Genomic DNA, 23,975 nt, shown 5'->3' with positions numbered 1-23,975 from the left:
CAATTACTTGAATTTTAATTTTTGACTATTTTATTACGAATATGTTTGAAGTGTGAAAATAAAAAAATTGAAGTTTTTTAAAATATTTTTTTGTGTTTTAAAAATAAAAAAATAAACCCAAAATTCTTTGATTTTCGCAAAGAATTTTAGGTTCGCATAAGGTGAATTGCTGTTTCTGCTTTATCAATAATCCTTAAATCGTTATCATAAGAACACATTTTTCGCGCCTGCTGCAAATCAACCCAAATATAGCTGTCAATTTCTTCTTCCTGAATTTTTACATTATCTGTAAATGCTCTTGCAAGGAAAAAGACAACCCTTTTGCGTATTTTGCCAAACGGACAATACTCGCTGACTTCACGAAATCCGTTGAATATTGTAACGTCAAGTCCTGTTTCCTCTTTAATTTCGCGGATGGCTGTTTGGTGTTCGTTTTCGCCGTCCTCAATGTGTCCTTTCGGAAAACTCCAATATCTTCCGTTATTATTTTTTACTAACAGAATTTTTGTATCCTGTCTGGTTTTATAAAATATAACCGCACCGCAGGATTTTTCATACAGACAGGATATATTTATAAGTTTTACATTTCTCAGCCTTGCAAGCATATTGCGTATTTCCGGTTCGTAAAATATCTCTCCGTGAGGAGCAACAATTGCACGCTCTCCGTCAAGGCCGTCAAATTCGGCAACAGCTATCACAACGGCGTCAAAAACTTCCGGTAATTCGTTATGAGAGATTGCATAGGCGTTTTTGTTGTTGATTTTCGGTGAATTTATGAACGCCGAATAAAGATGCTCACCAATTTTTCCGAACAATGTTGCTTGCACACGCTCTGCAATCATTCTGTTGCCTCCTTTCTAAAATTCTTTTATTTTAAAATTCAGGTTTGTTTGTATGATGTTTTATCAAACTCCAAAAATTTTAACAGATTGATATTATATCAATTAAAGAGTCCGCTCATACTGTCAAGCTGAATCTGAGTATTGGCGCTCATAACGCCGTTTAAGAACAACACCTCGTCTATTCCGTTCTGTTTGCAGTAAGAATTTAAATCTGTCTGAACGTTGCGGAATGTTCTGAAATCAATTACGTGTACTTCTTCATAGTTGTTTGTAAGATACGGAACAAACGCATTGCCGTAGCTTTCTTTTACAACTGCGATTTTCTTGCCTTTTTCGGCATTTTCCGAACTTGATTTAAGCACTGTCAACGGATTATCGCCCATAATAAATGCGCCATATGTCAGTGAACCGGCGGTTGCACCGCTGTAATACGGACTGTCATATGTGTTTGTGGTGCCGTCCTCCGAGGTAATGTCCATAGTTACCGAATACGGAAATTCCCAATAGTGAACAGAGTCGGTGTCAAGTCCGGTTGCGGTATTTGAAAATGTTCCGGTAAAGCCGTCAATGGTCTTTTCGGTACAGTTGTCAAGCGACAAAGCAGTCAGTTTATTTGTGTCTGCAAAGGCTTTGTAAGCGTAATATGCGCCCAGTCCTGTCCAATGATGATCTGATTTAAAGTATATATATTCACTGTTGTGGTCGGCAAGGTAGTTATAAGCATTAACAGGTGTTACCTTGTCTGAAAGCTTTGAATATATTGCCTTTACATTATCTGCCTGAGACGTTGACGGAGCGTCGCCGTCTTTGAGTCGCTGAGGAAGTCCGAATTCTGTATGATTTGGAATTACCATATCATAAACTTTAATATCCGAAAGCTTGTCGGCAAATCCGTTTATCGTGTCGGCATAGGTCTGTGCCTTGTCATCCGTGCTTCCGAACAATTCATAGCCTGCTTTGTTCCAAACATAGATGTTATACACCATTTCACCCTTGGAGTTGTCGTCTTTTATTTCAGGCGTTTTAAAATAGGCAGGCGAAAGGTCTCCTTCGGCTGAATTGTTAGATGAATTTGACTGAGCTGTGTCAATTGTGGACTCTTGTTTTGAAATTGTGTCTTTTGAAACGTTTGACGGGTCTTTCCGCATTATTCCGCATCCTCGGAACATTGCCACAATCATCAGAATAACCAAGACAAGAATAAATATTCCGCCGCCGATTATTATCATGCGATTTTTAAATCTTCTCTTGTTGAATTTTTTGCGTCTTTTATATGCGGATTGTGGATACGAATTATAATTATATGAAGACTGCGGGCTGCGTTTTTTGCGCACGGGTCTTGAATTATATGAGGAACGAGAGCTGCGCGGATTATATGAAGGACGTTTGTTATAGCTGCCCTGTCGTCTTTCGGGGCGGCGTCTGCGGTAGTCCCTGCTATCATAGCCGTCATCCATTTTATCAAAATCGTAGTAATCGTAATCGTTGCGATTGCTCATTATATTTGCTCCTTTTGGTAGCAAGTAATTAAACTTGGGTTCAAAAAATATACTTTAATTATACTACATAAACCGACTAAAAACAATATAAATTCCCAATTTTTTATACATATTGCAAACAGCACTTACCGAAAAAAGTTTAAAATTGCTCAATTACCGACCTGTTATCATTTCAAAATGCCGATTACGGCACAAAAAGTTCTTGAATGTTATCGGTGTTAGTGATAAGATATATAGTGTATATTTTAGTGTATATTTGCGGCAGAATTTGTTTGATTTGTTTACCAAATAAAAGTGCTTAGCCGCATTGATTAAGAGGTATTTTATGGAGTATAAATTTTCTGACAGAGTATCTAATCTTAAACCGAGTGCAATCAGGGAAATTTTTAAATATGCCGCAGACCCGGAAGTGGTTTCACTTTCGGCAGGAAATCCGTCGCCGGATGCATTTCCTGCTAAGGCAATTGCCGAAATTTCAGATGATGTGCTCAAAAACAACCCTATTTCTGTATTGCAGTACAGCGTATCCGAGGGATATACGCCGCTAAGACAGCATCTAAGGGATTATATGAAGCGTGAAAATAACACGGGAAGCGAGAATGATGATATTATCATAACAACAGGAGCACAGCAAATAATGGATTTGTGCTCAAAGGCGCTTTTAAATGAGGGAGACGTTGTAATTTGCGAGGCTCCGTCGTTTATCGGTTCACTCAACACTTTCAGAAGCTACAATGCAAAACTTGTCGGAGTAACGGTTGAAAGCGACGGTATGAATATTGAGGAGCTTGAAAATGCACTCAAAACAAACCCGAACGCAAAGATTATATATACAATTCCGAATTTTCAGAATCCGTCAGGCGTTACAACCTGTCTTGAAAAGCGCAAAAAAATCTATGAGCTTGCAAAGAAATACGGAGTTCTGATTCTTGAAGATAATCCGTACGGAGATTTGAGATACAGCGGTGAAAATATTCCGAACATCAAGTCGCTTGATACAGACGGAATTGTAATTTATGCAGGTTCGTTTTCAAAGGTTATTTCACCGGGTATGCGTGTTGCTTATTGTATTGCGCCAAAGCCTGTTTTTCAGAAGCTTGTGGTGTGCAAACAGGGCAACGATGTGCATACAAATATATGGTCGCAGTATGTTTGCGATGAGTTCATTACAAAATATGATTTTAATTCTCACCTTGCAAAACTGAGAAGCATTTATACCAAAAAAGCTGATTTTTGTATGGATTTGCTCGACAAATACTGCAAACCTGCAATTACGTATAACCGAATTGACGGCGGATTGTTTATTTGGTGCGATTTGCCGCAGAGTATTAATATGCAGGATTTTTGCAAAAAGGCTATTGAGCACAAGGTTTGCGTGGTTCCCGGCAATGCGTTTTTGACTGACGAAAGCGACCCTTGCAACAGCTTTAGAATTAATTTTTCAACTCCGACTGACGAACAGCTTGAAAAGGGAATAAAAATTCTCGGAGAGCTTGCCAATAACTGGAATTAATGAGAGGTAATATTTATGGAAAACGAAAACAAAACTATTGAAACTCCAAAGAAGAAAGAAATCGTATTTAGCGCAATTCAGCCCAGCGGTACAATTACATTGGGCAACTATTTGGGTGCTCTGCGCAACTGGGTAACAATGCAGGAGGAATACGATTGCATTTATTCTCTTGCGGATTTGCACACTATTACAGTAAGACAGAATCCCGCTCAGATGAGAAAGAATATAATTGAGGCATATGCGTCCGTAATTGCCTGCGGAATAGATATTGAAAAGAGCCTTTTCTTTATTCAGAGCCATGTTCACACTCACGCTGAGTTGTCATGGATTTTGAGCTGTTACACTCAGTTTGGCGAGCTTTCAAGAATGACTCAGTTTAAGGACAAGTCTGCAAAGCACGCCGACAATATAAATGCAGGACTATTTACATATCCTGTTCTTATGGCTTGTGATATTCTGCTGTATCAGGCTGACAAAGTTCCGGTAGGCGCAGACCAAAAGCAGCATATTGAGATTACCAGAAACATTGCCGAGCGTTTTAACGGACTTTACGGAAATGTGTTCAAAATTCCTGACGGATTTATTCCAAAGAACGGCGCAAGAATTATGAGCCTTCAGGACCCGACAAGAAAAATGAGCAAGTCTGACGAAAACGTAAACGGCTGTGTTCATATGCTTGACACTCCGGAAGTTATTATGAAAAAATTCAAGCGTGCCATTACGGACAGCGAGGCTTGTGTTCGTTACGGAGAGGGAAAAGACGGCATAAACAACCTTATGGCAATTTACAGTGCAATAACAGGACTCAGCTATGAACAGATTGAACATGACTTTGACGGTAAGGGTTATGGTGACTTTAAGACTGCGGTAGGAGAGGCTGTTGTTGAAGAATTAAGACCAATCCGTGAACGCTATGAAAAACTTATCAAAGATAAAGCTTACCTTGAAGAGTGCTATCGCAAAGCAGACGAAATCGCACTTAAAATAAGCAGCAGAACACTTTCAAAGACAATGAAAAAAGTCGGATTTATTCTTTAATGCTTTAGATGTGAAAGGATAGTTTATGACAAAAATAGAAAGTAAATTTTTTGATTTTGTTCAAAGACATCTGCCGATTTTTTTAATTGCGGCAGCGACAATACTCGGAATGGTAATTCGTTATTGTGGCAGAAGTTACCAGAGCGGCGACTTTATATCTTTTCTTAATCCGTGGTGGTCTCAAATTGAAGCCGGCGGATTATGCGGACTTAAAACTCAGGTGGGTAATTACAACATACCGTATCAGATAATTATTTATATCCTTACTTTGTTTCCTTTAAAGTCATTGTATACGTATAAGTTAGTATCAATCGTGTTTGATGTTGTGCTTGCAATCAGCGCAGGCTTGCTTGTTAATGAAGTGAGCGGCAAAAAATCAGATTTTGTCTTTGCACTAACATACTCACTGGTTTTTTGTTCAATTACTGTTTGCTTTAACTCTGCTTTTTGGGCACAGTGTGATTCAATCTATGTTTCGTTTATTTTGCTTTCAATCTATTTTCTGTTGAAAAACAAAAACATAGCCTCATTTGTTTTGCTTGGCGTTTCACTTGCGTTTAAACTTCAGACAATATTTATTCTTCCTGTTTTTTTGTGTTACTATATTACAACACGCAAGGTTTCAATTCTTCATTTTCTTATTGCGCCTGCCGTAGATGTTGTTATGTGTCTGCCGGTTGTTTTCCTTGGAAGAAATCCTGTGGACATTATAAAAATATATGTGGAACAGACCGATTACGGCAAGTATATTCAAATGAATTGTCCGAATATATACGCTTTAATTTGTGATGCAAGCGATACTTCAAATTATGATTTGCTGAAAACTGTTTCTATTGCACTTACGGTTGTAATTCTCGGAATAGGTTTGTGTATGTTGATTCGCAAAAGAGTGAACCTTGCCGATAAAAATAAGTTTATGCTTACGTCAATTTGGACAGCTTTTACCTGCTTGATGTATCTTTCGTCAATGCACGAGAGATACGGATACTTGCTTGATATACTGTTGATAGTCTATGTGATTTCAAACAGAAAGCATTACTGGTTGGCAGCAGCATGCAACTTGGTTTCGCTAAGAGGTTATTGTCACTATATGTTTAATTATGACATCAGTATGAGATTTACCGCAATTGTATATGTCGCAATCTATATTTACGTGTCATATTTGTTTGTTAAAGATGTTGTTCTTAACAGCGACGATAATGAAAACGAAGCAGTTCTCAATTTGATTAAAGCTTAAAAGTGAGTACTGTGGCACTGATTGTACTTAATATTTTATAGCTTTTGAAGGGTCGGAAAGTTTTAAATTTCCGACCCTTTTTATATCTTATTATAAGAATTTTCCTATTTGAAGTATTGCGTTTTGAGTGCAAATCGGAGTTCCGTTTTCACGTATCTTTGCCGTAACGATTCTTCCCGAACATAGTTCCGCATATTCAGATAAAGTCATTTTTAGTTTTTGGGGAATTGACGGATAATCAAAAATAAGGTAATATTTTCCGTTTAAAACATATGCGGAATTTTTGTTGCAGCAAATATTTTGTTTATACAAAATTTCAATTGTGTCAAGAAATCTTGAGCCGTTTCCAAGCATATAACAGATTGACTTTCCCTTTTGCTTCATTCTGAATGTGCGTCTTTTTTTGTCTTTAACGGTTATTAAAAGATAGCAGTCGCTTTCGAGCGACAGGGCTTCGATATTTATCCTCTTTCCGATAGTTTCAATGCCTGACTTCCTGCACGCAACCTGCATAAGCCTCATCAAGATTTTACGTGAATGTAAATCCTCAAGGTCCATTGTGTCATATTTAAGCGAAAATTCTTCCATATCTTTTCCGCATAAAATAATCAGAACTCTGTTGTCAGATAATCTGTTTACTGTCAAAGTCTTTCCCTCCGGCATAGTAATTTGCTGTTATCATATTATGCCGATTATTCAAGGTTTGCAAGTAATTATTAATGGAAAACAATATGGAATTTTATGTTGCCATTTTAAAATAAAAATGCTAGAATGAAGTTGCAAAACATTGCAAAAAATATTGGATGTGCAGTATGTAAAAAAACATATATTTTTTTATTATAGGCTTTTAAAAATAACCGAATAAATTAAAGTTATGTGTTTAGAACTTTACTGAATATCCTTAAAAATAACACACAGAGAGGACGTGTTTTTATGCCGAAATGGCTCAATGACGCTGTTTTTTACGAAATTTATCCACAGAGCTTTTATGATTCCAACGGAGACGGAATTGGTGATATCAACGGTATTATAGAAAAGCTTGACTATGTAAAGGGTTTGGGATGTAACGCAATATGGCTCAATCCGATTTACGATTCTCCTTTTATGGACGCAGGTTATGATGTTCGTGATTACAAAAAGGTAGCTCCACGCTACGGAACAAACGATGATTTGGTTAATCTTTTCAATAAAGCTCATGAAATGGGCATCAAGATTTTGCTTGACCTTGTTCCGGGACATACTTCCGATACACATCCGTGGTTTTTGGAGGCAAAAAAAGCTAAAGAGAGCGAGTTTTCAAACAGATATGTATTTACCAAGAGCGTTTGGGACGCTCCGCCTCAGTACAGAATGATGTGCGGAATATGTGAGCGTGACGGAAATTACCTTGTAAATTACTTCAGTTCTCAGCCTGCGCTTAACTATGGATTTAATGAAATTACACACCACGAATGGCAGCTTCCTCCGGAACACCCGGATTGTGTTGCAACTGTGGAAGCAATCAAAGACGTTATGCGTTTTTGGCTTGATAAGGGCGCAGACGGATTCAGAGTTGATATGGCAGATTCTCTTGTTAAGAATGATGATGAAAAAGTTGCAACGGCTAAAATTTGGCGCGGGGTCAGAGAGATGCTTGACAAGGAATACCCGGAGGCTGCAATGGTATCCGAATGGTGTAATCCCGAAAGAGCAATCAATAATGCAGGTTTCCATATGGACTTCTATCTTGACCACTACGGAAACGGATACAGCAGACTTTTCCGTTACGGCGACCCAAGAAGCAGTGAGGCTGTGTTTAACCCGAACGGCAAGGGTGACGTAAAGGCATTTGCCGATGAATATCTGCCGAATTACGAAAGCACAAAAAATAACGGATATATCAGCTTTATGACCAATAACCACGATATGCCCCGTGTTACGGCAGGTCTTGACAAAAATGCGATAAAATTAATAAGTGCATTTATCTTTACAATGCCGGGTGTACCGTTCCTTTATTACGGTGATGAAATCGGAATGAAATATCAGGCAAACCTTGTCAGCAAAGAGGGCGGATTCTCACGTACGGGTTCCCGTACTCCGATGCAGTGGAACAGTCAAAAGAATCTCGGCTTTTCAACAGGTGACGAACCGTATCTTCCTGTTGATAAATCAGATGACGCACCTACTGTTGAAAACCAAAAGGATGATGCCGACAGTATCTATAAGGTTGTAACCGATGTTATTGCACTTCGCCACAAGTATGATGATTTAAAGGGCAACGGCGAACTTGAATTTGTTTATGAAGAGGGCAAAATTCCTTTCTATTATAAGCGTGGCAATCTTGTGATGTTCTTCAATCCTCTTGGCAAGGATGCTGAAATTTCGACAGAATATAACGGCAAGGTTGTTTATCAAATCGGCGGTGCAGAGTTTGCAGACGGCAAGGTAGAAATGAAGCCGCAAAGTTTTGTTATGATTGAATTATAATAAACTTAATAATATAGCGCAGATGTTCCATGCCTTTAAGGCGACGGATTTTATTTAAAATTTAACAGGGAGTTGCAAGAAATTCACTGTTAAAATTCTGAGTAATGCGCTTCTTTGCAGAGCTTGTAACCGATTGCAAGCTCTGCTTTTTGTATACAAAGCATATACTTTTCTATGATTAAAAAGAATACCGCCGGTAAAATCAGCTACAATTTTACCGTCGGTATTTTGTTGTGAAGTTGTGAAGAATTTGAAATATGGATTAATTAGAATTTGATTTTTTAATCAGCATTGCAAGAACTATTGCGGATAATCAGGTCCCGGCTGCAATTGTGCCGATTACCAAGTAGCTGTAGCCTGTTTTTACCGTGCTGTTGTCCTGTAATGCTTTTTTGTCTGAATCCAAGGTTGCGGATTGCAGGCACTCCGTGTTGGTCGGTTCCGTGTTTTCTACCGTTAAAATCACCTGTGTGCTTTGCCTGCTGTCGGCAAAAACCGACAGCGAAAAGCAGCTTGCAAGAAGTGTAAGCACTATTGAAGCGATAAGCGCACAGTGCACAAGGCGTTTCATTATTTATCCTCTAATGAAACCGTGTAGTTAATTACGCCTGTGTACTTACCTGCACCAACGTTTCTGTAATCGGCAAGTTTGATTTTTCTGTTGATTGTACCCCAGTTTGAGCCTGTCCATGAGGCAACCTCATCGCCGATGTTGTAGTATGTAGGATTCTTTGCAGCGTCCGAATTGTAGATTTTGTATTCTGCTTCCTGAAGATTTCTTGAGTCCCATACAGCAAGTTTTGTAAGGCAACCCGAATAACCTGCGCTGTCAATCTTTACGCTCACCTTTTTTCCGCTTGGAATAAACGATGTATCGTCAACAAAAGCGAGTGAATACGGCAGATTGGTTGAATCCTTTGTAAGTGTTACCGTGTCGGGAATAGTTACTGTAAAATACGGAATAATTTCGGATTTATCCTTTGTATAGTTTAGTGTCTGCTGATATTCTGCATTCGGTGTGTTCTCATCAACAATCGGTGTTTCCTGTGCGGCAAAAGCTGTTGTTGCGGTTGCCGCCATTACTGCGGAGATAATTCCAATACTTATTTTTCTCCCTAATTTTGACATTTTGATTTCTCCTTCTTTGTTCCAAAAAATAATCTATAATAAACCCAATCGGGATTATTGTCAGTTTACTTTCAGCTTGGTCTGTACGGAAGCTCCGTTCATGGCCTCCTGAGTATCAAGAGATTTTGTTTGTATATTTATGTCAAGCATGTATTCGCCTTGTTTAAGTGGGGAAGAAAGTTCAAGTCCTTTGATTGCGTCTCCGGGTTTAACATAGTCGGTTGTGCCAAGTTCTTCTCCCGTTTCATCAAGTGAAAGTGTGAATTTAAAATAGCAGGGATTACCGCTTGGGTTCAGCAGAGTTATGGGAAAGTTTGTTACGCCTGAATCAATTTCAATATCGGCATATCCAGGAACTTTTATTCCCTGTGAGCCGTTTTCGGGTGATGTTGTTTCGGTAACGGAAGACGCATCGTTGTCAAGTACAACTCCCTGTGAGTTGTCATAATTTATCTGATGTCCGAAAAATATTCCCGCTATCGCACATATTGCACAGAGCACGACTGCCGACGGAATGATTATAATTAATTTTTTACCGATTTTCACCTGTTGTCACCCCCTGTTTTGACTGTGATTTGATTGTAACACGCAAAGCTTTTTCTTAACACCATGGTTTGGTAATTATTTTGTAAATTTTTTGATATAAAGCAGATTATCAGTATTCGTTTGATTTGAGTTGTTATTGTGTTTTTTACCTGATTTTTTGGCGATATTTATTGCTATTAAAAATATTTTTAGTTATAATTATTTATATATTAGGGGAGGAATGCTTAAAATGAGTGGGTTTTACGGTGAAAATCTTTTTATTCTTGAAAGCGCATTAAAACAGATGCTTACGAATATAGACCTTATCAAGTGTTATTGCAAATCAATCGGTATGCATGACCCGATTGAGCACTTTGAGGGACGAATTAAAACCGAAGAAAGTATGATTGAAAAGCTGCATCGCAAAGGGCTTGAACCCACCATTGAAAACGCCCTTACCAAAATTCACGACGCTGTCGGTGTGCGGATAATATGCAGCTTTGTTGATGACGTTTATACAATTGTTAATATGGTTCGCAGTATGGAGGGGCTTGAGATTTTTGAAGAGAAGGATTATATTGCAAATCCAAAGCCTAACGGATACCGCAGTTTTCACATTATAGTGTTTTTTAATGTGAATCTTCCCGGTGAAACCAAGCGAGTTCCAATTGAAATTCAAATAAGAACAATTGCCCAGGATTGTTGGGCGGCGCTTGAACACTCACTGCACTACAAAAAAGAGATTAAAAATGTTGAACTTATTCAGGATGAGCTTAAACGCTGTGCCGAAGAAATGGCTTCAACGGATTTGACAATGCAGACTGTCAGACAGATGATTAACGGAGAAATATAATGAAAATATTAGTTGCTGATGACGAAAGAGATATTGCAGACGCAATAGGAATTATTTTAAAATTCAACAATTTTGAAAGTGATGTCGTATATGACGGAACTTCAGCCTATAGTAAAGCTAACGAAAACGTTTATGATTGCATAGTTCTTGACATTATGATGCCGGGAATGGACGGGATTGATGTCCTCAAAAAGTTAAGGGATGAAAACAACAACACGCCTGTGCTTATGCTGACCGCCAAATCTCAGGTTGCCGACAAAGTAAACGGACTTAATATGGGGGCTGACGATTACCTTACCAAGCCGTTTAATAAAGATGAATTTATTGCAAGAATCAACGTACTTTTACGCAGGAGCAAAACGTATAATTCAAACACGCTAAGTTGCGGCAACATTGTGCTTGACACGGAAGCCCTTAAAATTTCTAACGGCGAGACCTCTCTCAGGCTTGCAGGCAAAGAGGTTGAGCTGCTTGAATATTTGATACACAACAAAGGAAAGTCAATTTCAGCGGAAAAGCTGATTGAAAAAATATGGAGAGACGAGGGCGGTGACTCAAATACCGTGACCTTGTATATAGGTTATCTGAGAAACAAACTTAAATCTGTAAAGGCGTCTGTTAAAATTGTTTCGGACAAAGAATACGAATATTGCCTGCAGGAAACGGAGTAAGCTATGTTCAAAAAATTGCGCTGGCACATAATTTTAATTGAACTGGGGGCTTTTTTGTTTATCACGGTGTTGATTGTTGCTGCAATCAACATTGGGTTTACAACTCAGATTAACCGTAATGCGCATCAATTATTATCTATGCTTGAAAAATACGGCGGCATAATTCCCAAGGTGGTAGACAGTTCTTCAGAAAACGGCGAGGATAATACTCAGATTAAAATTATTTCTGATAATGATTCTGCAACCGATGATGAGAAAATCCAGCACTTTGATTCGGATTTTTCTGATTTGGGATTTGGACTTAGATTTTCAGACGAAACTCGTTACACAACACGTTATTTTTGGGTGTTGCTTGATGATAACAACATTATCATTGACGAAGATCTTTCTCACATTGCCGCACAGTCCGTTTATGATGTGCAAAATTATGTTCACGCCGCCGTAAAGAGCAGCAGTTTGGAAAGTCACTCGGGAAAATACTATTATTTAAAGGTTCCTGAAGAAGATAAAACAAGAATTTATTTTGTTGATTGTTATTCAATGATTGAATCAAGAAACAGTTTGACTCGTACATCAATTTTTATTGCCTCAATTGCAATGATTATTGCAACTGCATTTGTGTGGATAACATCAAAGCAGGTCATTGCACCGCTCCAAAAAAATCTTGAACTTCAGAAGCGTTTCATAACCGATGCAAGCCATGAACTTAAAACTCCGCTTGCCGCAATTCAGGTGAATGCCGACGTTCTTGAACTTACTATGGGTGAAAATCCGACGATTGATAAAATTAAGCGCCAAGTAAACAATATGAGCGGTCTTGTTGAAGAAATGCTCACGCTTTCCCGTATGGACAGTGAAGCAGAGCGAAAGGAAGAATTTTCTGAGATTGATTTTTCATCGCTTGTTGAAGAAAAAGTTTCTGATTTTATGACAAGGGCAGAGAGCCAAGATAAAAAATTAATTCTTAACATAAAACCTGGCATTAAAGTTATAGGCAACGCCAAAGGACTGGAACGGCTCGTTTCCGTACTTTGTGATAATGCGGTAAAATATTGTTCAAGCGGCGGAGAAATTGACGTTTGTCTTGACTCAACGCTTTCGTACGCAAAGCTTGAGGTTGCAAACACAAGTGAAAAGCTCAGTCAGGATGATATGAAGCATCTGTTTGACAGATTTTATCGCACGGATTCTTCTCGTTCAAAAGAGACAGGCGGTTACGGAATCGGTTTATCAATTGCCAAAACGGTAGTTGACCAACACAGGGGGAAAATCAGCGCCGCAAATCGTGAAGATAAGGTGTGCTTCACAGTTAAACTGCCGATTAAAAGACAAATTAAAAAATATGAAAAATCTAACTGAATTTTTTAAATGCAAGGTTTATACAAAAACTCCCGTCACTCAGTTTGGTGACGGGAGTTTTTTTGTCAGTAAAATAAAAAGGAGAACGCTTTAAGCGTTCTCCCAAATGTTTGTTAAACAAGTTTATTCGTAACAGTTAGCTGCACCGATGATTCCGGCGTCGTTGCCAAGTGTACACTTGCAAATAACGGTTTGCTTATCATTGTGCTTTGTGTAACGCTCTCTTTCAACGATTACACGAAGCGGACCAAGAAGGTTTTCGCCCTCGTTGGAAATTCCGCCGCCGATGCAAAGAACATCAGGCTGGAAAATATTGATGATATTTACAAGTCCGCAGGCAAGGTAGCTGATGTATTCTTCAACAACAGCTCTTGCTGTCGGGTCACCGTCACGCATTGCGTCAAACGCCGTTCTTCCGTCAACCTTGTTAATATCACCGTCACACATTTTCAGCATATAGCTGAATTCGAGCTTCTCAGACAGAATTTTTTGCTTTGTCAGGTTAATAAGTCCCGTTGCGGAAGCGTAGGTCTCCCAACAGCCTCTTCTGCCGCAGGCACATTTTTTGCCGTCCTTTACAATAACCATATGTCCAAGCTCTGCACCAGCAAAGTTTGAACCGCTGTAAATTTTGCCGTCGATAATAATACCGCCGCCAACGCCTGTGCCGAGTGTGATTGCAACGGCATTCTTTGCGCCTTTTGCGCTTCCCGCAAGATATTCGCCCAAAGCTGCCGCATTTGCGTCGTTTTCAATAAATACTCTTTTGTTAAGTCTTTCTTCCATCATTTTTACTACTTCCCAGTTATGGAAGAAAAGGTTTGCAGAGTACTCAATAACTCCGGTTTTTGGATTAACTGCGCCGGGAACGCCGATACCGACTGATTTTATATCATCAATGGTAATCTTTGCCTTTTCGATTGCCTTAAGGGCAACTTCAGCCATACTGTCACAGATTTCGCTTTCGGGGCGCGGAACCGCTGTTTTGCAGGAAGCTTTTGCAATAATTTTGTGCTTTACATCGTCAACCACGCCTGCAACAATGTTTGTTCCGCCAAGGTCAATGCCAAGTCTGTACATAGTGTATCAATCCTTTATATTAGTTAAAATGGTATGAATAGTTTGGAGCTTCTTTTGTAATCTGAATGTCGTGCGGATGGCTTTCTCTGAGACCTGCACCGGAAATGCGAACAAATTTTGCTTTTTGGTGAAGCTCTTGAATAGTTGCACATCCTGTATAGCCCATACCGGCTCTGAGACCGCCCATCATCTGATAAACAGTGTCTGAAAGCAATCCCTTATAAGGTACTCTGCCTTCAACGCCTTCGGGAACGTACTTGTTGTTGCTTGCCTGGAAGTATCTGTCGGCACTGCCTTTACCCATTGCGCCGAGACTGCCCATTCCACGGTAAACCTTGAACTGTCTGCCCTGATAAATTTCGTTTTCTCCCGGACTTTCTTCACAGCCTGCTACAAGTGAGCCGACCATTACAACGTTTCCGCCGGCAGCCAAAGCCTTTACAATGTCTCCGCTGTACTTAATTCCGCCGTCTGCGATTATCGGAATACCGTATTTTGAAGCTTCGCATGCTGCGTCATAAATTGCAGAAATCTGCGGAACGCCGATACCTGCAACAATTCTTGTGGTACAAATTGAACCGGGTCCGATACCAACCTTAACTGCGTCTGCGCCTGCGTCTATCAATGCTTTGGCAGCTTCGGCAGTAGCAATGTTGCCTGCGATAAGCTGGAGGTTCGGATATGCCTTTTTAACCTTTGCAACCGAACGTACAACGTTTGAGTTGTGACCGTGTGCCGAATCAAGCACAACAACGTCAACCTGAGCTTCAACAAGAGCCGCAACTCTGTCAAGAACATCTTTTGTTGCGCCGATTGCAGCGCCGCAGATAAGTCTGCCCTTGTCGTCACGTGCGGAGTTAGGATACTGAACGCTCTTCTCAATATCTTTGATTGTGATAAGACCTTTAAGGCTTCCGTCCTTGCCTACGATAGGAAGTTTTTCGATTTTGTGCTGGCGAAGAATATCCTGAGCTTCTGTTAATGTTGTTCCGACAGGAGCTGTTACAAGGTTTTCCTTTGTCATAACCGAAGAAATCGGCTGACCGAAGTCTTTGGCGGTCATAAAACGCATATCACGGTTGGTGATGATGCCGATAAGTTTTCCGTCACGGCAAATCGGAACACCCGAAATTTTATATTTGCCCATAAGCTCGTCCGCGTCTCTTACGGTGTTTTCCGGTGAGAGGAAGAACGGATTAACTATTACTCCGTTTTCACTTCTCTTTACGCGGTCAACCTGGTCGGCTTGGCGTTCAATAGGCATATTTTTGTGGATTATGCCAACGCCGCCCTCACGGGCAATCGCAATTGCCATTTCGGTTTCTGTTACGGTGTCCATAGCCGCTGTCATAAGCGGAGTGTTAAGTTTGATTGTTTTTGTCAGATTGGTTGAAACATCAACATTCATCGGCTCTACGTCTGATTCTCCCGGAATTAGGAGAACGTCGTCAAAGGTAAGTCCTTCTTTGCCGAATTTTTCGTTGTAGTTTGTGTTCAGCATATTTTTCCTCCGTTCTGCAAATTCTACAATGATAATTATTACCTTTTATTATATCAAACTTGCATTGTGTTATCAACACTTTTATTTGTTTTTTTGATTGTTTTTATGTTTTGAATTGTTATTGCAGGGTGAATATTTTAGGATAATTTGTTCAGTGAATTGCATTGTGAAAAACGGCTTTCTGCCGCATTATTAAGTTTATAATTATTTTATTTCTTAATGTGAAAAAAGTGTTGACGAAATCAAAAAATTAAGGTATAATGCTATATTGCAAGGTTATATACCGAATACCGAAAGATTGAAGGGAGGTTTTCAATTATGTTGAGAACATATCAGCCAAAAAAGCTCCACAGAAAGAAAGAGCACGGCTTCAGAAAGAGAATGTCCACTTCTAACGGACAGAAGGTTTTATCAAGAAGAAGAGCTAAAGGTAGAAAAAGGTTGTCTTACTAAAGAATAGGCCACTTTTAATCGGTGGTCTTTCTTTTTTGACAATTAAGTTGCCTGATGGTATTGTTTATGAGTGAATATATCACAATAAAGGAAAACAGGGATTTTTCAAGGCTTTACAGACGTGGAAAATCCTATGTAAGTCCTGTTTTGGTGACTTATGTATTGAAAAGCAAACACAATAACCTGCGTTTTGGAATCACCACAGGCAAAAAAATCGGCAAAGCGGTAAAGCGCACAAGAGCAAGAAGAGTTATCAGAGCGGCATATTATGAGCTTTATCCCGAACTTAAACAGGGATACGATATTATTTTTGTTGCCAGAGGCAAAACGCCTTATGTTAAATCAAATGTTGTTTACAAGGCGATGAGGCAGCACCTTGCTGCCGCTAATGTTTTAAAACAGTCTTTATAAGTTTGAGGGCAGTATATAATAATGAAAAAGGTTCTTCTGGCAATTATCAGATTTTACAGAGCTGCTATTTCTCCGTATACAAAGCCAAGCTGCAAGTATATTCCGACTTGTTCCGAATATGGTCTTGAAGCCATTGAACGTTTTGGTGCGCTAAAGGGTTCTGCACTTACGATTTGGAGAATTTTGCGCTGCAATCCGTTTTCAAAGGGTGGATACGACCCCGTACCCGAAAAAAAGAATAGGCATTAATCGGGCAGGTTATGCCGCAATCCGGCGTGATGTTTGAGTGCTGCCCTAAAGTGAGGTAGAATATGCAAATTTTTGGATTTCTCGGAGGATTTCTCGGATATATTTTATGGGGCATCTTCTATGTAATTCAGAACTTCGGACTTTCAATTGTATTATTTACGCTGATTATTAAACTTTTGCTGTTTCCGTTTTCAATTAAACAGCAAAAATCTATGGCAGGTACTGCAAGGCTGAGCAAAAAGCAGCAGGCAATAAGAGAGCAGTATGCCAACAACAGCCAAAAGGCTCAGGAAGAGCTTAACAAGCTCTATGAAAAAGAGGGCGTAAAGCCCATGGGCGGATGCCTTACAACAATCATTCCGCTTATAGTAATTTTGGGCGTGTTTTATGCCGTTGCATATCCGCTTACAAACACGCTTCATCTTAACAGCGACAGCGTTCAGCAGGCTATCAATTACGTAAACACAATTCCGGGTTATGTAACAAATGCAAACCCGACATATCAACAGGTTAGCTTGCTTAATGTATTTCCAAACATTGTGAACACCGACACAATTCAGGGCTTGTTCAGTTCTTCTGAAATTGCTCAAATCCAGATGTTTGAAAACGGTTTTAGCACATTCGGAGTTGACTTGCTGGCAATACCAAGCGATTACGGATTCCTGTCAGGATATATAATTTTCCCTGTATTGTGCTTCTTGTCAAACGTCGGTTCACAGATTATTATGCAAAAAATCAACGGCAATCAGATGAATCAGCAGATGGGCTGTATGAAGGTTATGCTTTTTGCCTTGCCTTTGTTCTCTGCTTATATCGCATACACTGTTCCGGCAGCCGTTGCCTTTTACTGGATTATTTCGGCACTTTTAAGCCTTGTTCAGTCGATTGTACTCGGCAAAGTGTTCAGTCCGGCAAATCTTACAGCAAACTCCGAGGCAAGACACGTTGCGTTGCTCTATCAAAACGAAGCAGCCGTTCCGTATGTTTATGCTCCACATGAGTTACCGGAAGCAAGCAATAACGCTTCAAATACTAAGTCTTCTAAAAAGAAGAAAAAATAATGCTATGAATGTCTTTGTATAACAGAGCAGATGTTTTACAATTAATATATTAAGAAGGAGAATTAACGTGATACGTGAAGCAATCGGCGTTGGTGAAACTGAACTTGACGCCCTTAATGATGCTAAAAAACAGCTTGGACTTGATGAGTCGGCTGATGTTGAGTTTGAACTTATTCAGCGTGCCGAAAAGAAGAAATTCGGTTTGTTCGGCGGTGCTCCTGCTAAAGTAAAGGTTACTTTGCCTGAATCTTCCGAAGATAAGGCAGACGAGTTTTTGAGAAATGTTCTTGATAAAATGGGACTTTCCGATATTGCTATCGAAAAAACTGTTACAGATGACGGCGTAAAATTTGACCTTTCAGGCGAAGAAGTCGGATTTGTTATCGGCAGAAGAGGCGAGACTCTTGATTCCTTGCAATATCTTACAAGTTTGGTTGCCAATCACGGTAAAGATGATTACCTTAAGGTTACTATTGATACCGGAAATTACAGAGAAAAACGTGAAAAGACTCTTGAAATTCTTGGCAGAAAGCTTGCAATTAAGGCTTCAAAAACAGGAAGAAAGTCAAACCTTGAGCCTATGAATCCGTATGAAAGAAGAATTATTCATACTGCCGTTCAAAAGGTTAACGGTGCAATTTCTTGGAGCGAAGGCGAAAATGCAAACCGTCACGTTGTGATTGGACCTGACCCAAAGGTAAGGAACAATTTCCGCAGAGATAACTACGGCAGAGGCAGAGGAGGCAGACGTCCTTACAATGCAAACCGCAGTTCACATCCTGCTCCCGTTAATCCCGACAGAAAGCCGCTCAACGAAGGCGGAGAAAACGGACTTTACGACAGAATAGATATTGATAAATAAAATTTTGGGCGGATTTATCCGCCCTTTTTTTTGGTGATTTTATGAGTAATTTTATTTCTGACAAAACCATTGCCGCAATCAGTACGGCTCAGGGCGAAGGCGGAATAGGCGTAATTCGTATTTCGGGCGAACAGGCTGTGGCAATCGGAGACAAGGTGTTTTGCGGTGTCAACGGCAAGAAACTTTCGTCAATGAAAGGTTATACCGCTGCTTTCGGCAAAATCGTCAACCAAGATAACAAAGAAGTTGACGAAGCCGTTGCGCTTGTGTTTAAAGCACCCCATAGTTATACGGGCGAAGATGTTGTTGAATTGTCCTGCCACGGCGGAGTGTTTATAACTCAGCAGGTTTTGCGGGCTGTCTTTGAAGCCGGTGCAGTCCCGGCTCAGGCAGGTGAGTTTACAAAGCGTGCATTTTTAAACGGAAAAATTGATTTGACAGAGGCCGAAGCTGTAATTGACATTATAAGCGCCAAAAGCAGAATTGCCGCTCGTGCCGCTCTTTTTGTTAAGGACGGAGTTGTCAGACGTAAAATTGATGAGATAAAAGAAAGCTTGTTGTCGCTTACGGCGCATTTGTCTGCTTGGGCTGATTATCCTGAGGAGGATATTGCAGAAGTTTCCGATGATATGATTTTGGACGTGTGTAATAATGCGCAGAATCAATTACAGAAATTGCTTGATACTTATGACAGCGGTCAGGCAGTAAAACAGGGGATAGATACGGTTATTGCCGGGCGACCTAATGTTGGCAAAAGCACGCTTATGAATCTGCTTGCCGGTTGCGACAAAAGCATTGTTACTGATATTCCCGGAACAACCCGAGATGTTGTTGAGGACACTGTGCTTGTCGGCGACGTAATTTTAAAGCTAAGCGATACAGCAGGTCTTCACGATACAAATGATATGGTTGAAAAAATCGGTGTTGACAGAGCGAGAAAACGCCTTGAACAGTGCAGACTTTTGCTTGCTGTGTTTGATAACAGCAGTGAGCTTGATGATGAGGATTTAAATCTGTTGAATCTTGCTTCGGATATTCCTACTATTGCAATTATAAATAAGAGTGATTTGCCCCAAAAGCTTGATGTTGAGCTGATTAAGTCAAAAGTAAATAAGGTTATTTTTACTTCTGCCGCTAACGGTGAGGGTAAGGATGAAATTACTTCGGCTGTTGCAGAAATTGCAGGAACGTCAAACCTTAATCCAAGCGACGGTATTCTCTCTAATGAAAGACAGAGAATTGCCGTCAGTAATGCTTTAAAGTCTGTTGATGAAGCTAAATCGGCAGTGAAGTGTGGTTTGACATATGATGCCATAACTGTTTCGCTTGAAGATGCAATATCGGAACTGCTTGAATTAACAGGAGAAAAAACAAGCGATGAAGTAATTGACAGGGTATTTCACAATTTTTGTGTAGGCAAGTGATAAATCATAACAGCATAACTATTATATAAAGTTAAGTTAGTCGTCTGTTTTTATATGGCGCTAATTATGTTGAAATAGATTTTGGATAACGGAGAGAAAAATGGAGTATTTTGCAGGAGAATTTGATGTAGCAGTAATCGGAGCAGGTCATGCCGGAATTGAAGCTGCGCTTGCTTCGGCAAGGCTTGGATGTAAGACTGTTATTTTCACAATAAATATGGATGCTGTCGGAAACTGTCCTTGCAATCCGTCAATCGGTGGTACGGCAAAGGGACATTTGGTTCGTGAAATTGATGCTCTTGGCGGAGAGATGGGTAAGACAGCTGACGAATGTTTTTTGCAGTCAAGAATGTTAAACAGGGGAAAGGGTCCTGCGGTTCATTCTTTGCGTGCTCAGATTGACAGACGTAAGTATTCTGAAACCATGAAGCACAAGCTTGAACTTCAAGCCAATCTTGAGCTTCATCAGGCTGAGATTACCGACATAAGAAAAATTGACGGAGGATATGAGCTGGTTACACGTATGTTGGCTCAATATCATTGTAAAACCGTTATAATTGCAACAGGTACATATCTTGGCGGAAGAATATTTGTCGGTGAGGTATCCTATGAAAGCGGACCTGACGGAATTTTCCCTGCAACCGAACTTGGCAAAAGCCTAAAAGAGCTTGGGCTTCCGTTGCGTCGTTTTAAAACAGGTACTCCTGCACGAGTTCTCAGAAGTTCTATTGATTTTACCGACCTTGAAGAACAGCGTGGAGACGAACCGCCACAGCCGTTTTCTTACGAAACCGAAAGTCTTGGTGAGAACAAGGCGGTTTGCCATATAAGTTGGACGAATGAGAAAACAAAGCAGATAATTCTTGATAATATTCATCGTTCGCCTTTATATGCAGGAAAAATTGAGGGCATTGGACCTCGTTACTGTCCGAGTTTTGAGGACAAGGTTATGCGCTTTAAAGATAAGCCCAGACATCAGCTTTTTATTGAGCCGTGCGGCTTGAATACAGAAGAAATGTATATGCAGGGAATGAGCTCGTCGTTGCCCGAAGAAGTTCAGCTTAAATTTTATCGTACAATTAAGGGTTTGGAGCATTGCGTAATCATGCGACCTGCATATGCAATTGAGTATGATTGTGTTGACCCATTAGCGATGAACCCAACTCTTGAATATAAAGAGTTTGACGGTTTGTTTGGTGCAGGTCAATTTAATGGCAGTTCGGGTTATGAAGAGGCCGCTGCCCAGGGGCTTGTTGCCGGAATTAATGCGGCGCTTAAAGTGCTCGGCAGGGAGCAGGTTGTTTTCACACGTGCCAACTCTTATATCGGAACATTGGTTGATGACCTTGTTACAAAGGGCGCTAATGAACCTTATAGAATGATGACGTCACGCAGTGAATATAGGTTGGTGCTTCGTCAGGATAATGCCGACGAACGCCTTACTCCGCTTGGTCACGAAATCGGATTAATCAGTGACGAGCGTTATGAACGTTTTCTTGAAAAGCAGGAACAGAAAAGGCAGGAAATAAAGCGACTTAAATCAACCGTTATTTCTCCGACAGATGAGGTGAATAGGATACTTGTTTCACGTGAAACATCTGAAATAACAATGGGTGTGCGCCTTATAGAATTGCTGAAACGTCCTCAGCTTGATTACGAGTGCCTTGCGCCAGTTGACACAGGGCGTCCTAAGCTTAATCCGAATATTTTTGAACAGGTTGAAATTGATATTAAGTACGAAGGATATATTCAGAAGCAGTTAAAACAAGTTGAGCAGATGAAAAAACTTGAGAAGAAACATCTGCCTAACGACTTTGACTATAAAAACATAAAAGGCCTCAGACTGGAAGCACAGGAAAAGTTAAATAAAATAAAACCGCTGAATATAGGACAGGCGTCAAGAATTTCCGGCGTTTCACCGGCAGATATATCGGTTCTGCTTATTTGGCTCAGCGGGATAAACAGGAGCAGCAATGGAAATTAAGGATTATATATTGCAGGCAACAGAAAATTTTAAGTTTAAATTTAATGAAATCCAGATTACACAACTTGAAACCTATTATAATCTTCTTGTGGAATGGAATGAAAAAATGAACCTTACGGCAATAACCGATGCTCAGGGGGTTGTCGTAAAACATTTTGCCGACAGTGTATCGGTGCTGAATTATGTCGATTTTCCGTATAACAGCTCAATAATTGACGTCGGAACAGGAGCAGGATTCCCGGGTGTAGTTCTTAAAATTGCACGTCCGGACATAAAACTCACATTGCTTGACAGCCTGAATAAAAGACTTGTCTTTTTGCAAAATGTGCTTGGTGAAATTAATCTATCTGCTGATTTGATACACAGCCGTGCCGAAGACGGCGGACGTGATAAAAATTTAAGGGAAAGCTTTGATTATGCAGTATCAAGAGCAGTCGCAAATATGAATGTACTCAGCGAATACTGTTTGCCGTATGTGCATGTTGGCGGAAGCTTTTTGGCATTCAAGGGCAGGGGAGCCGAATCGGAAATTTCTGCCGCAAAATCGGCCATTAAGAAACTTGGCGGCAAAATTGCCGAAACTTATAATTTTGCTCTTCCTTTTGACGGCGGCGAACGAGCAATTGTTCAGATTCAGAAAATTGCCGAAACACCGAACAAGTATCCGAGAAATGCAGGGAAAATAAAATCGTCACCGCTAAAGTAAAAACGACACAATATGCGATATATTACCAATAATTACCAAAACATTATAAAAAACTCATACACATTGTGACAAAGACCGCACTCAGTCCGTGGTATTATAATAGCACAGGGACAACCCCTGATGATATTATAACGGGGTGAATGCGGTTGAATTTTTTAGTCAAAAGTGAAAACACTATCACTGAAATTCCAATCATAAAAATCCGACCGAACAAAGCCCAGCCGCGCAGACAGTTTGATGCCTGCGAGCTCACACAGCTTTCCGAGTCAATTGCAGAGAATGGAATTTTGCAGCCCTTGACAGTGCGAAAAGTATCGGTTGCAGAGTTCGAATTAATTGCAGGAGAGAGGAGACTGCGTGCTTCGGTTATGGCAGGACTTAAAAAAGTTCCCTGCATCGTAATTAAGTGCTCTGAAAAAGAGTCTGCTGTTTATGCTCTCCTTGAAAACCTCCAGCGGTGCGACCTCAGCTTTTTTGAGGAAGCACGCGGAATTTCAAGATTAATCAGACGTTATGGTCTGACCCAAGAGCAGGCAGCAAAAAAACTCGGCAAAAATCAATCTACAATAGCAAACAAGCTTCGACTGCTTCGGCTTACATATGAAGAGCAGGAATGGATTGACAATGCCGGTTTGTCCGAACGTCACGCAAGGGCATTGCTGAAAATTGAGAATGATAATTTAAGACGAGAAGCTTTGTCAAAAATCATCTCAGATAATCTCAATGTATTGCAGACGGAAAACCTTGTCGGTATGATATTAAACAAAGTTCCCAAAATCGACAAGAAGCAGGGGAGCAGCAAAGCGGTGATAAAGGACGTCAGAATTTTTTTAAACACCATCAACAAAGCTATTGACACAATGCGTTTGTCAGGAATCAATGCACAATACGACAAAACAGACAGTGAGGATTATATCGAATACACAATAAGAATTCCAAAAACGAAGGTGTCAAACAATAAATCTGCTTAGAGCGCTAAGCATTAATTAACTTTCCAGTTGGATGCGAAAGCATCCGTTCCACTCATACCCATTTCCTTATCTAACCCCTTGCGAAGAGCCACACAGGTAACTGTGTGGCTCTTTGCTTTTGTTAAACGATAATTTTAATATG

24 protein-coding genes are annotated in these 23,975 nt (G+C 40.1%); 16 read left to right on the top strand and 8 right to left on the bottom strand.

What is annotated here, in order from left to right:
- Nucleotides 1-146: 146 nt before the first annotated feature.
- Together BLP46_RS13255 and BLP46_RS02595 are read right to left on the bottom strand one after the other, a co-directional pair.
- Nucleotides 147-842 carry a bis(5'-nucleosyl)-tetraphosphatase gene (locus BLP46_RS13255; RefSeq protein ID WP_318259427.1) on the bottom strand — a complete coding sequence of 232 codons (696 nt, stop codon included), beginning with the start codon at nucleotides 840-842 and terminating at the stop codon, nucleotides 147-149.
- Between the two features lie 98 nt (nucleotides 843-940).
- Complete coding sequence (locus tag BLP46_RS02595; protein ID WP_092975164.1) at nucleotides 941-2,341, bottom strand: DHHW family protein; 1,401 nt, start codon at nucleotides 2,339-2,341, stop codon at nucleotides 941-943.
- A 325-nt stretch (nucleotides 2,342-2,666) separates the two neighbouring features.
- Here BLP46_RS02595 and BLP46_RS02590 point away from each other — a divergent pair, with 325 nt between their 5' ends.
- Genes BLP46_RS02590 through BLP46_RS02580 form a run of 3 tightly spaced genes read left to right on the top strand, consistent with a single transcriptional unit; the run spans nucleotide 2,667 to nucleotide 6,129 of the window.
- On the top strand, nucleotides 2,667-3,854 hold the full coding sequence (locus BLP46_RS02590) for an aminotransferase-like domain-containing protein (RefSeq protein WP_092975161.1): 1,188 nt from the start codon (nucleotides 2,667-2,669) through the stop codon (nucleotides 3,852-3,854).
- A 15-nt stretch (nucleotides 3,855-3,869) separates the two neighbouring features.
- Nucleotides 3,870-4,892 (top strand): tryptophan--tRNA ligase, encoded by a 1,023-nt coding sequence (gene trpS, locus BLP46_RS02585; RefSeq protein ID WP_092975157.1) that lies wholly within the window; start codon nucleotides 3,870-3,872, stop codon nucleotides 4,890-4,892.
- Nucleotides 4,893-4,917: 25 nt separating this feature from the next.
- Complete coding sequence (locus tag BLP46_RS02580) at nucleotides 4,918-6,129, top strand: glycosyltransferase 87 family protein (protein WP_092975154.1); 1,212 nt, start codon at nucleotides 4,918-4,920, stop codon at nucleotides 6,127-6,129.
- Nucleotides 6,130-6,219: 90 nt separating this feature from the next.
- On the opposite strand, the gene BLP46_RS02575 is transcribed toward BLP46_RS02580, so the two are convergent.
- Nucleotides 6,220-6,774 (bottom strand): hypothetical protein, encoded by a 555-nt coding sequence (locus BLP46_RS02575; protein ID WP_092975151.1) that lies wholly within the window; start codon nucleotides 6,772-6,774, stop codon nucleotides 6,220-6,222.
- A 288-nt stretch (nucleotides 6,775-7,062) separates the two neighbouring features.
- Here BLP46_RS02575 and BLP46_RS02570 point away from each other — a divergent pair, with 288 nt between their 5' ends.
- Nucleotides 7,063-8,595, top strand: a complete 1,533-nt coding sequence (locus BLP46_RS02570) for an alpha-amylase family glycosyl hydrolase (protein WP_092975148.1) — start codon at nucleotides 7,063-7,065, stop codon at nucleotides 8,593-8,595.
- A gap of 313 nt (nucleotides 8,596-8,908) precedes the next feature.
- Here the strand turns inward: BLP46_RS02570 and BLP46_RS02565 are convergent, their stop codons facing one another.
- Genes BLP46_RS02565 through BLP46_RS02555 form a run of 3 tightly spaced genes read right to left on the bottom strand, consistent with a single transcriptional unit; the run spans nucleotide 8,909 to nucleotide 10,269 of the window.
- Entirely contained in the window at nucleotides 8,909-9,166 is a 258-nt protein-coding gene (locus BLP46_RS02565) for a hypothetical protein (protein WP_092975145.1), read from the bottom strand.
- Complete coding sequence (locus tag BLP46_RS02560) at nucleotides 9,166-9,723, bottom strand: hypothetical protein (RefSeq protein ID WP_092975142.1); 558 nt, start codon at nucleotides 9,721-9,723, stop codon at nucleotides 9,166-9,168. The genes BLP46_RS02565 and BLP46_RS02560 overlap by 1 nt, the downstream gene beginning before the upstream one ends.
- A 60-nt stretch (nucleotides 9,724-9,783) precedes the next feature.
- Entirely contained in the window at nucleotides 9,784-10,269 is a 486-nt protein-coding gene (locus BLP46_RS02555; protein WP_092975139.1) for a hypothetical protein, read from the bottom strand.
- A gap of 229 nt (nucleotides 10,270-10,498) precedes the next feature.
- Here BLP46_RS02555 and BLP46_RS02550 point away from each other — a divergent pair, with 229 nt between their 5' ends.
- From BLP46_RS02550 to BLP46_RS02540, 3 genes are read left to right on the top strand one after another with little or no spacing between them, the layout of a single operon-like run.
- On the top strand, nucleotides 10,499-11,101 hold the full coding sequence (locus BLP46_RS02550) for a GTP pyrophosphokinase (protein ID WP_318259425.1): 603 nt from the start codon (nucleotides 10,499-10,501) through the stop codon (nucleotides 11,099-11,101).
- Nucleotides 11,101-11,772, top strand: coding sequence for a response regulator transcription factor (locus BLP46_RS02545; protein WP_092975134.1), 672 nt, complete (start codon nucleotides 11,101-11,103; stop codon nucleotides 11,770-11,772). The genes BLP46_RS02550 and BLP46_RS02545 overlap by 1 nt, the downstream gene beginning before the upstream one ends.
- Nucleotides 11,773-11,775: 3 nt before the next feature.
- A complete protein-coding gene (locus BLP46_RS02540) occupies nucleotides 11,776-13,131 on the top strand; it encodes a sensor histidine kinase (RefSeq protein ID WP_092975131.1) in 1,356 nt (451 codons plus the stop codon).
- A 123-nt stretch (nucleotides 13,132-13,254) separates the two neighbouring features.
- Here BLP46_RS02540 and BLP46_RS02535 read toward each other — a convergent pair whose 3' ends face one another.
- Together BLP46_RS02535 and guaB are read right to left on the bottom strand one after the other, a co-directional pair.
- Entirely contained in the window at nucleotides 13,255-14,211 is a 957-nt protein-coding gene (locus tag BLP46_RS02535) for an ROK family protein (protein ID WP_092975129.1), read from the bottom strand.
- A 19-nt stretch (nucleotides 14,212-14,230) separates the two neighbouring features.
- Nucleotides 14,231-15,712 (bottom strand): IMP dehydrogenase, encoded by a 1,482-nt coding sequence (gene guaB / locus BLP46_RS02530; protein ID WP_207645196.1) that lies wholly within the window; start codon nucleotides 15,710-15,712, stop codon nucleotides 14,231-14,233.
- Nucleotides 15,713-16,030: 318 nt separating this feature from the next.
- Between guaB and rpmH the strand changes: the two genes are divergently transcribed.
- From rpmH to BLP46_RS02485, 9 genes are all read left to right on the top strand, one after another.
- A complete protein-coding gene (gene rpmH / locus BLP46_RS02525; protein ID WP_092975126.1) occupies nucleotides 16,031-16,165 on the top strand; it encodes a 50S ribosomal protein L34 in 135 nt (44 codons plus the stop codon).
- 66 nt (nucleotides 16,166-16,231) lie between these two features.
- On the top strand, nucleotides 16,232-16,576 hold the full coding sequence (gene rnpA / locus BLP46_RS02520; protein WP_092975355.1) for a ribonuclease P protein component: 345 nt from the start codon (nucleotides 16,232-16,234) through the stop codon (nucleotides 16,574-16,576).
- A 21-nt stretch (nucleotides 16,577-16,597) separates the two neighbouring features.
- On the top strand, nucleotides 16,598-16,825 hold the full coding sequence (gene yidD / locus BLP46_RS02515; protein WP_092975123.1) for a membrane protein insertion efficiency factor YidD: 228 nt from the start codon (nucleotides 16,598-16,600) through the stop codon (nucleotides 16,823-16,825).
- Nucleotides 16,826-16,887: 62 nt separating this feature from the next.
- The gene (locus BLP46_RS02510) at nucleotides 16,888-17,886 is read left to right on the top strand and encodes a YidC/Oxa1 family membrane protein insertase (RefSeq protein ID WP_092975120.1); all 999 of its coding nucleotides are present in this window, start codon (nucleotides 16,888-16,890) and stop codon (nucleotides 17,884-17,886) included.
- Nucleotides 17,887-17,953: 67 nt separating this feature from the next.
- Nucleotides 17,954-18,748, top strand: a complete 795-nt coding sequence (jag, locus tag BLP46_RS02505) for an RNA-binding cell elongation regulator Jag/EloR (protein WP_318259424.1) — start codon at nucleotides 17,954-17,956, stop codon at nucleotides 18,746-18,748.
- A 41-nt stretch (nucleotides 18,749-18,789) separates the two neighbouring features.
- Nucleotides 18,790-20,172: a tRNA uridine-5-carboxymethylaminomethyl(34) synthesis GTPase MnmE gene (gene mnmE / locus BLP46_RS02500; protein ID WP_167669148.1), complete on the top strand. Its 1,383-nt coding sequence runs from the start codon at nucleotides 18,790-18,792 to the stop codon at nucleotides 20,170-20,172.
- A 100-nt stretch (nucleotides 20,173-20,272) separates the two neighbouring features.
- Entirely contained in the window at nucleotides 20,273-22,156 is a 1,884-nt protein-coding gene (gene mnmG, locus BLP46_RS02495) for a tRNA uridine-5-carboxymethylaminomethyl(34) synthesis enzyme MnmG (protein ID WP_092975115.1), read from the top strand.
- Nucleotides 22,146-22,862, top strand: a complete 717-nt coding sequence (rsmG, locus tag BLP46_RS02490) for a 16S rRNA (guanine(527)-N(7))-methyltransferase RsmG (protein WP_092975113.1) — start codon at nucleotides 22,146-22,148, stop codon at nucleotides 22,860-22,862. Before mnmG ends, rsmG begins: the two co-directional genes overlap by 11 nt.
- Nucleotides 22,863-23,008: 146 nt before the next feature.
- Entirely contained in the window at nucleotides 23,009-23,833 is an 825-nt protein-coding gene (locus BLP46_RS02485) for a ParB/RepB/Spo0J family partition protein (RefSeq protein ID WP_318259422.1), read from the top strand.
- The last annotated feature ends 142 nt before the right edge of the window (nucleotides 23,834-23,975 follow it).

It is taken from the genome of Ruminococcus sp. YE282, from assembly GCA_900101355.1.
Taxonomy (GTDB): Bacteria; Bacillota; Clostridia; order Oscillospirales; family Acutalibacteraceae; genus Ruminococcoides; species Ruminococcoides bromii_A.
This window is presented reverse-complemented; position numbering and strand designations above follow the sequence as displayed.

Excerpts from the sequence above, each read along its gene's own strand:
- BLP46_RS13255 (WP_318259427.1), bottom strand. The coding sequence starts at position 842 with ATGATTGCAGAGCGTGTGCAAGCAACATTGTTCGGAAAAATTGGTGAG.
- BLP46_RS02595 (WP_092975164.1), bottom strand. The coding sequence starts at position 2,341 with ATGAGCAATCGCAACGATTACGATTACTACGATTTTGATAAAATGGAT.
- BLP46_RS02590 (WP_092975161.1), top strand. The coding sequence starts at position 2,667 with ATGGAGTATAAATTTTCTGACAGAGTATCTAATCTTAAACCGAGTGCA.
- trpS (WP_092975157.1), top strand. The coding sequence starts at position 3,870 with ATGGAAAACGAAAACAAAACTATTGAAACTCCAAAGAAGAAAGAAATC.
- BLP46_RS02580 (WP_092975154.1), top strand. The coding sequence starts at position 4,918 with ATGACAAAAATAGAAAGTAAATTTTTTGATTTTGTTCAAAGACATCTG.
- BLP46_RS02570 (WP_092975148.1), top strand. The coding sequence starts at position 7,063 with ATGCCGAAATGGCTCAATGACGCTGTTTTTTACGAAATTTATCCACAG.
- BLP46_RS02565 (WP_092975145.1), bottom strand. The coding sequence starts at position 9,166 with ATGAAACGCCTTGTGCACTGTGCGCTTATCGCTTCAATAGTGCTTACA.
- BLP46_RS02560 (WP_092975142.1), bottom strand. The coding sequence starts at position 9,723 with ATGTCAAAATTAGGGAGAAAAATAAGTATTGGAATTATCTCCGCAGTA.
- BLP46_RS02550 (WP_318259425.1), top strand. The coding sequence starts at position 10,499 with ATGAGTGGGTTTTACGGTGAAAATCTTTTTATTCTTGAAAGCGCATTA.
- BLP46_RS02545 (WP_092975134.1), top strand. The coding sequence starts at position 11,101 with ATGAAAATATTAGTTGCTGATGACGAAAGAGATATTGCAGACGCAATA.
- BLP46_RS02540 (WP_092975131.1), top strand. The coding sequence starts at position 11,776 with ATGTTCAAAAAATTGCGCTGGCACATAATTTTAATTGAACTGGGGGCT.
- BLP46_RS02535 (WP_092975129.1), bottom strand. The coding sequence starts at position 14,211 with ATGTACAGACTTGGCATTGACCTTGGCGGAACAAACATTGTTGCAGGC.
- guaB (WP_207645196.1), bottom strand. The coding sequence starts at position 15,712 with ATGCTGAACACAAACTACAACGAAAAATTCGGCAAAGAAGGACTTACC.
- rpmH (WP_092975126.1), top strand. The coding sequence starts at position 16,031 with ATGTTGAGAACATATCAGCCAAAAAAGCTCCACAGAAAGAAAGAGCAC.
- rnpA (WP_092975355.1), top strand. The coding sequence starts at position 16,232 with ATGAGTGAATATATCACAATAAAGGAAAACAGGGATTTTTCAAGGCTT.
- yidD (WP_092975123.1), top strand. The coding sequence starts at position 16,598 with ATGAAAAAGGTTCTTCTGGCAATTATCAGATTTTACAGAGCTGCTATT.
- BLP46_RS02510 (WP_092975120.1), top strand. The coding sequence starts at position 16,888 with ATGCAAATTTTTGGATTTCTCGGAGGATTTCTCGGATATATTTTATGG.
- mnmE (WP_167669148.1), top strand. The coding sequence starts at position 18,790 with ATGAGTAATTTTATTTCTGACAAAACCATTGCCGCAATCAGTACGGCT.
- mnmG (WP_092975115.1), top strand. The coding sequence starts at position 20,273 with ATGGAGTATTTTGCAGGAGAATTTGATGTAGCAGTAATCGGAGCAGGT.
- rsmG (WP_092975113.1), top strand. The coding sequence starts at position 22,146 with ATGGAAATTAAGGATTATATATTGCAGGCAACAGAAAATTTTAAGTTT.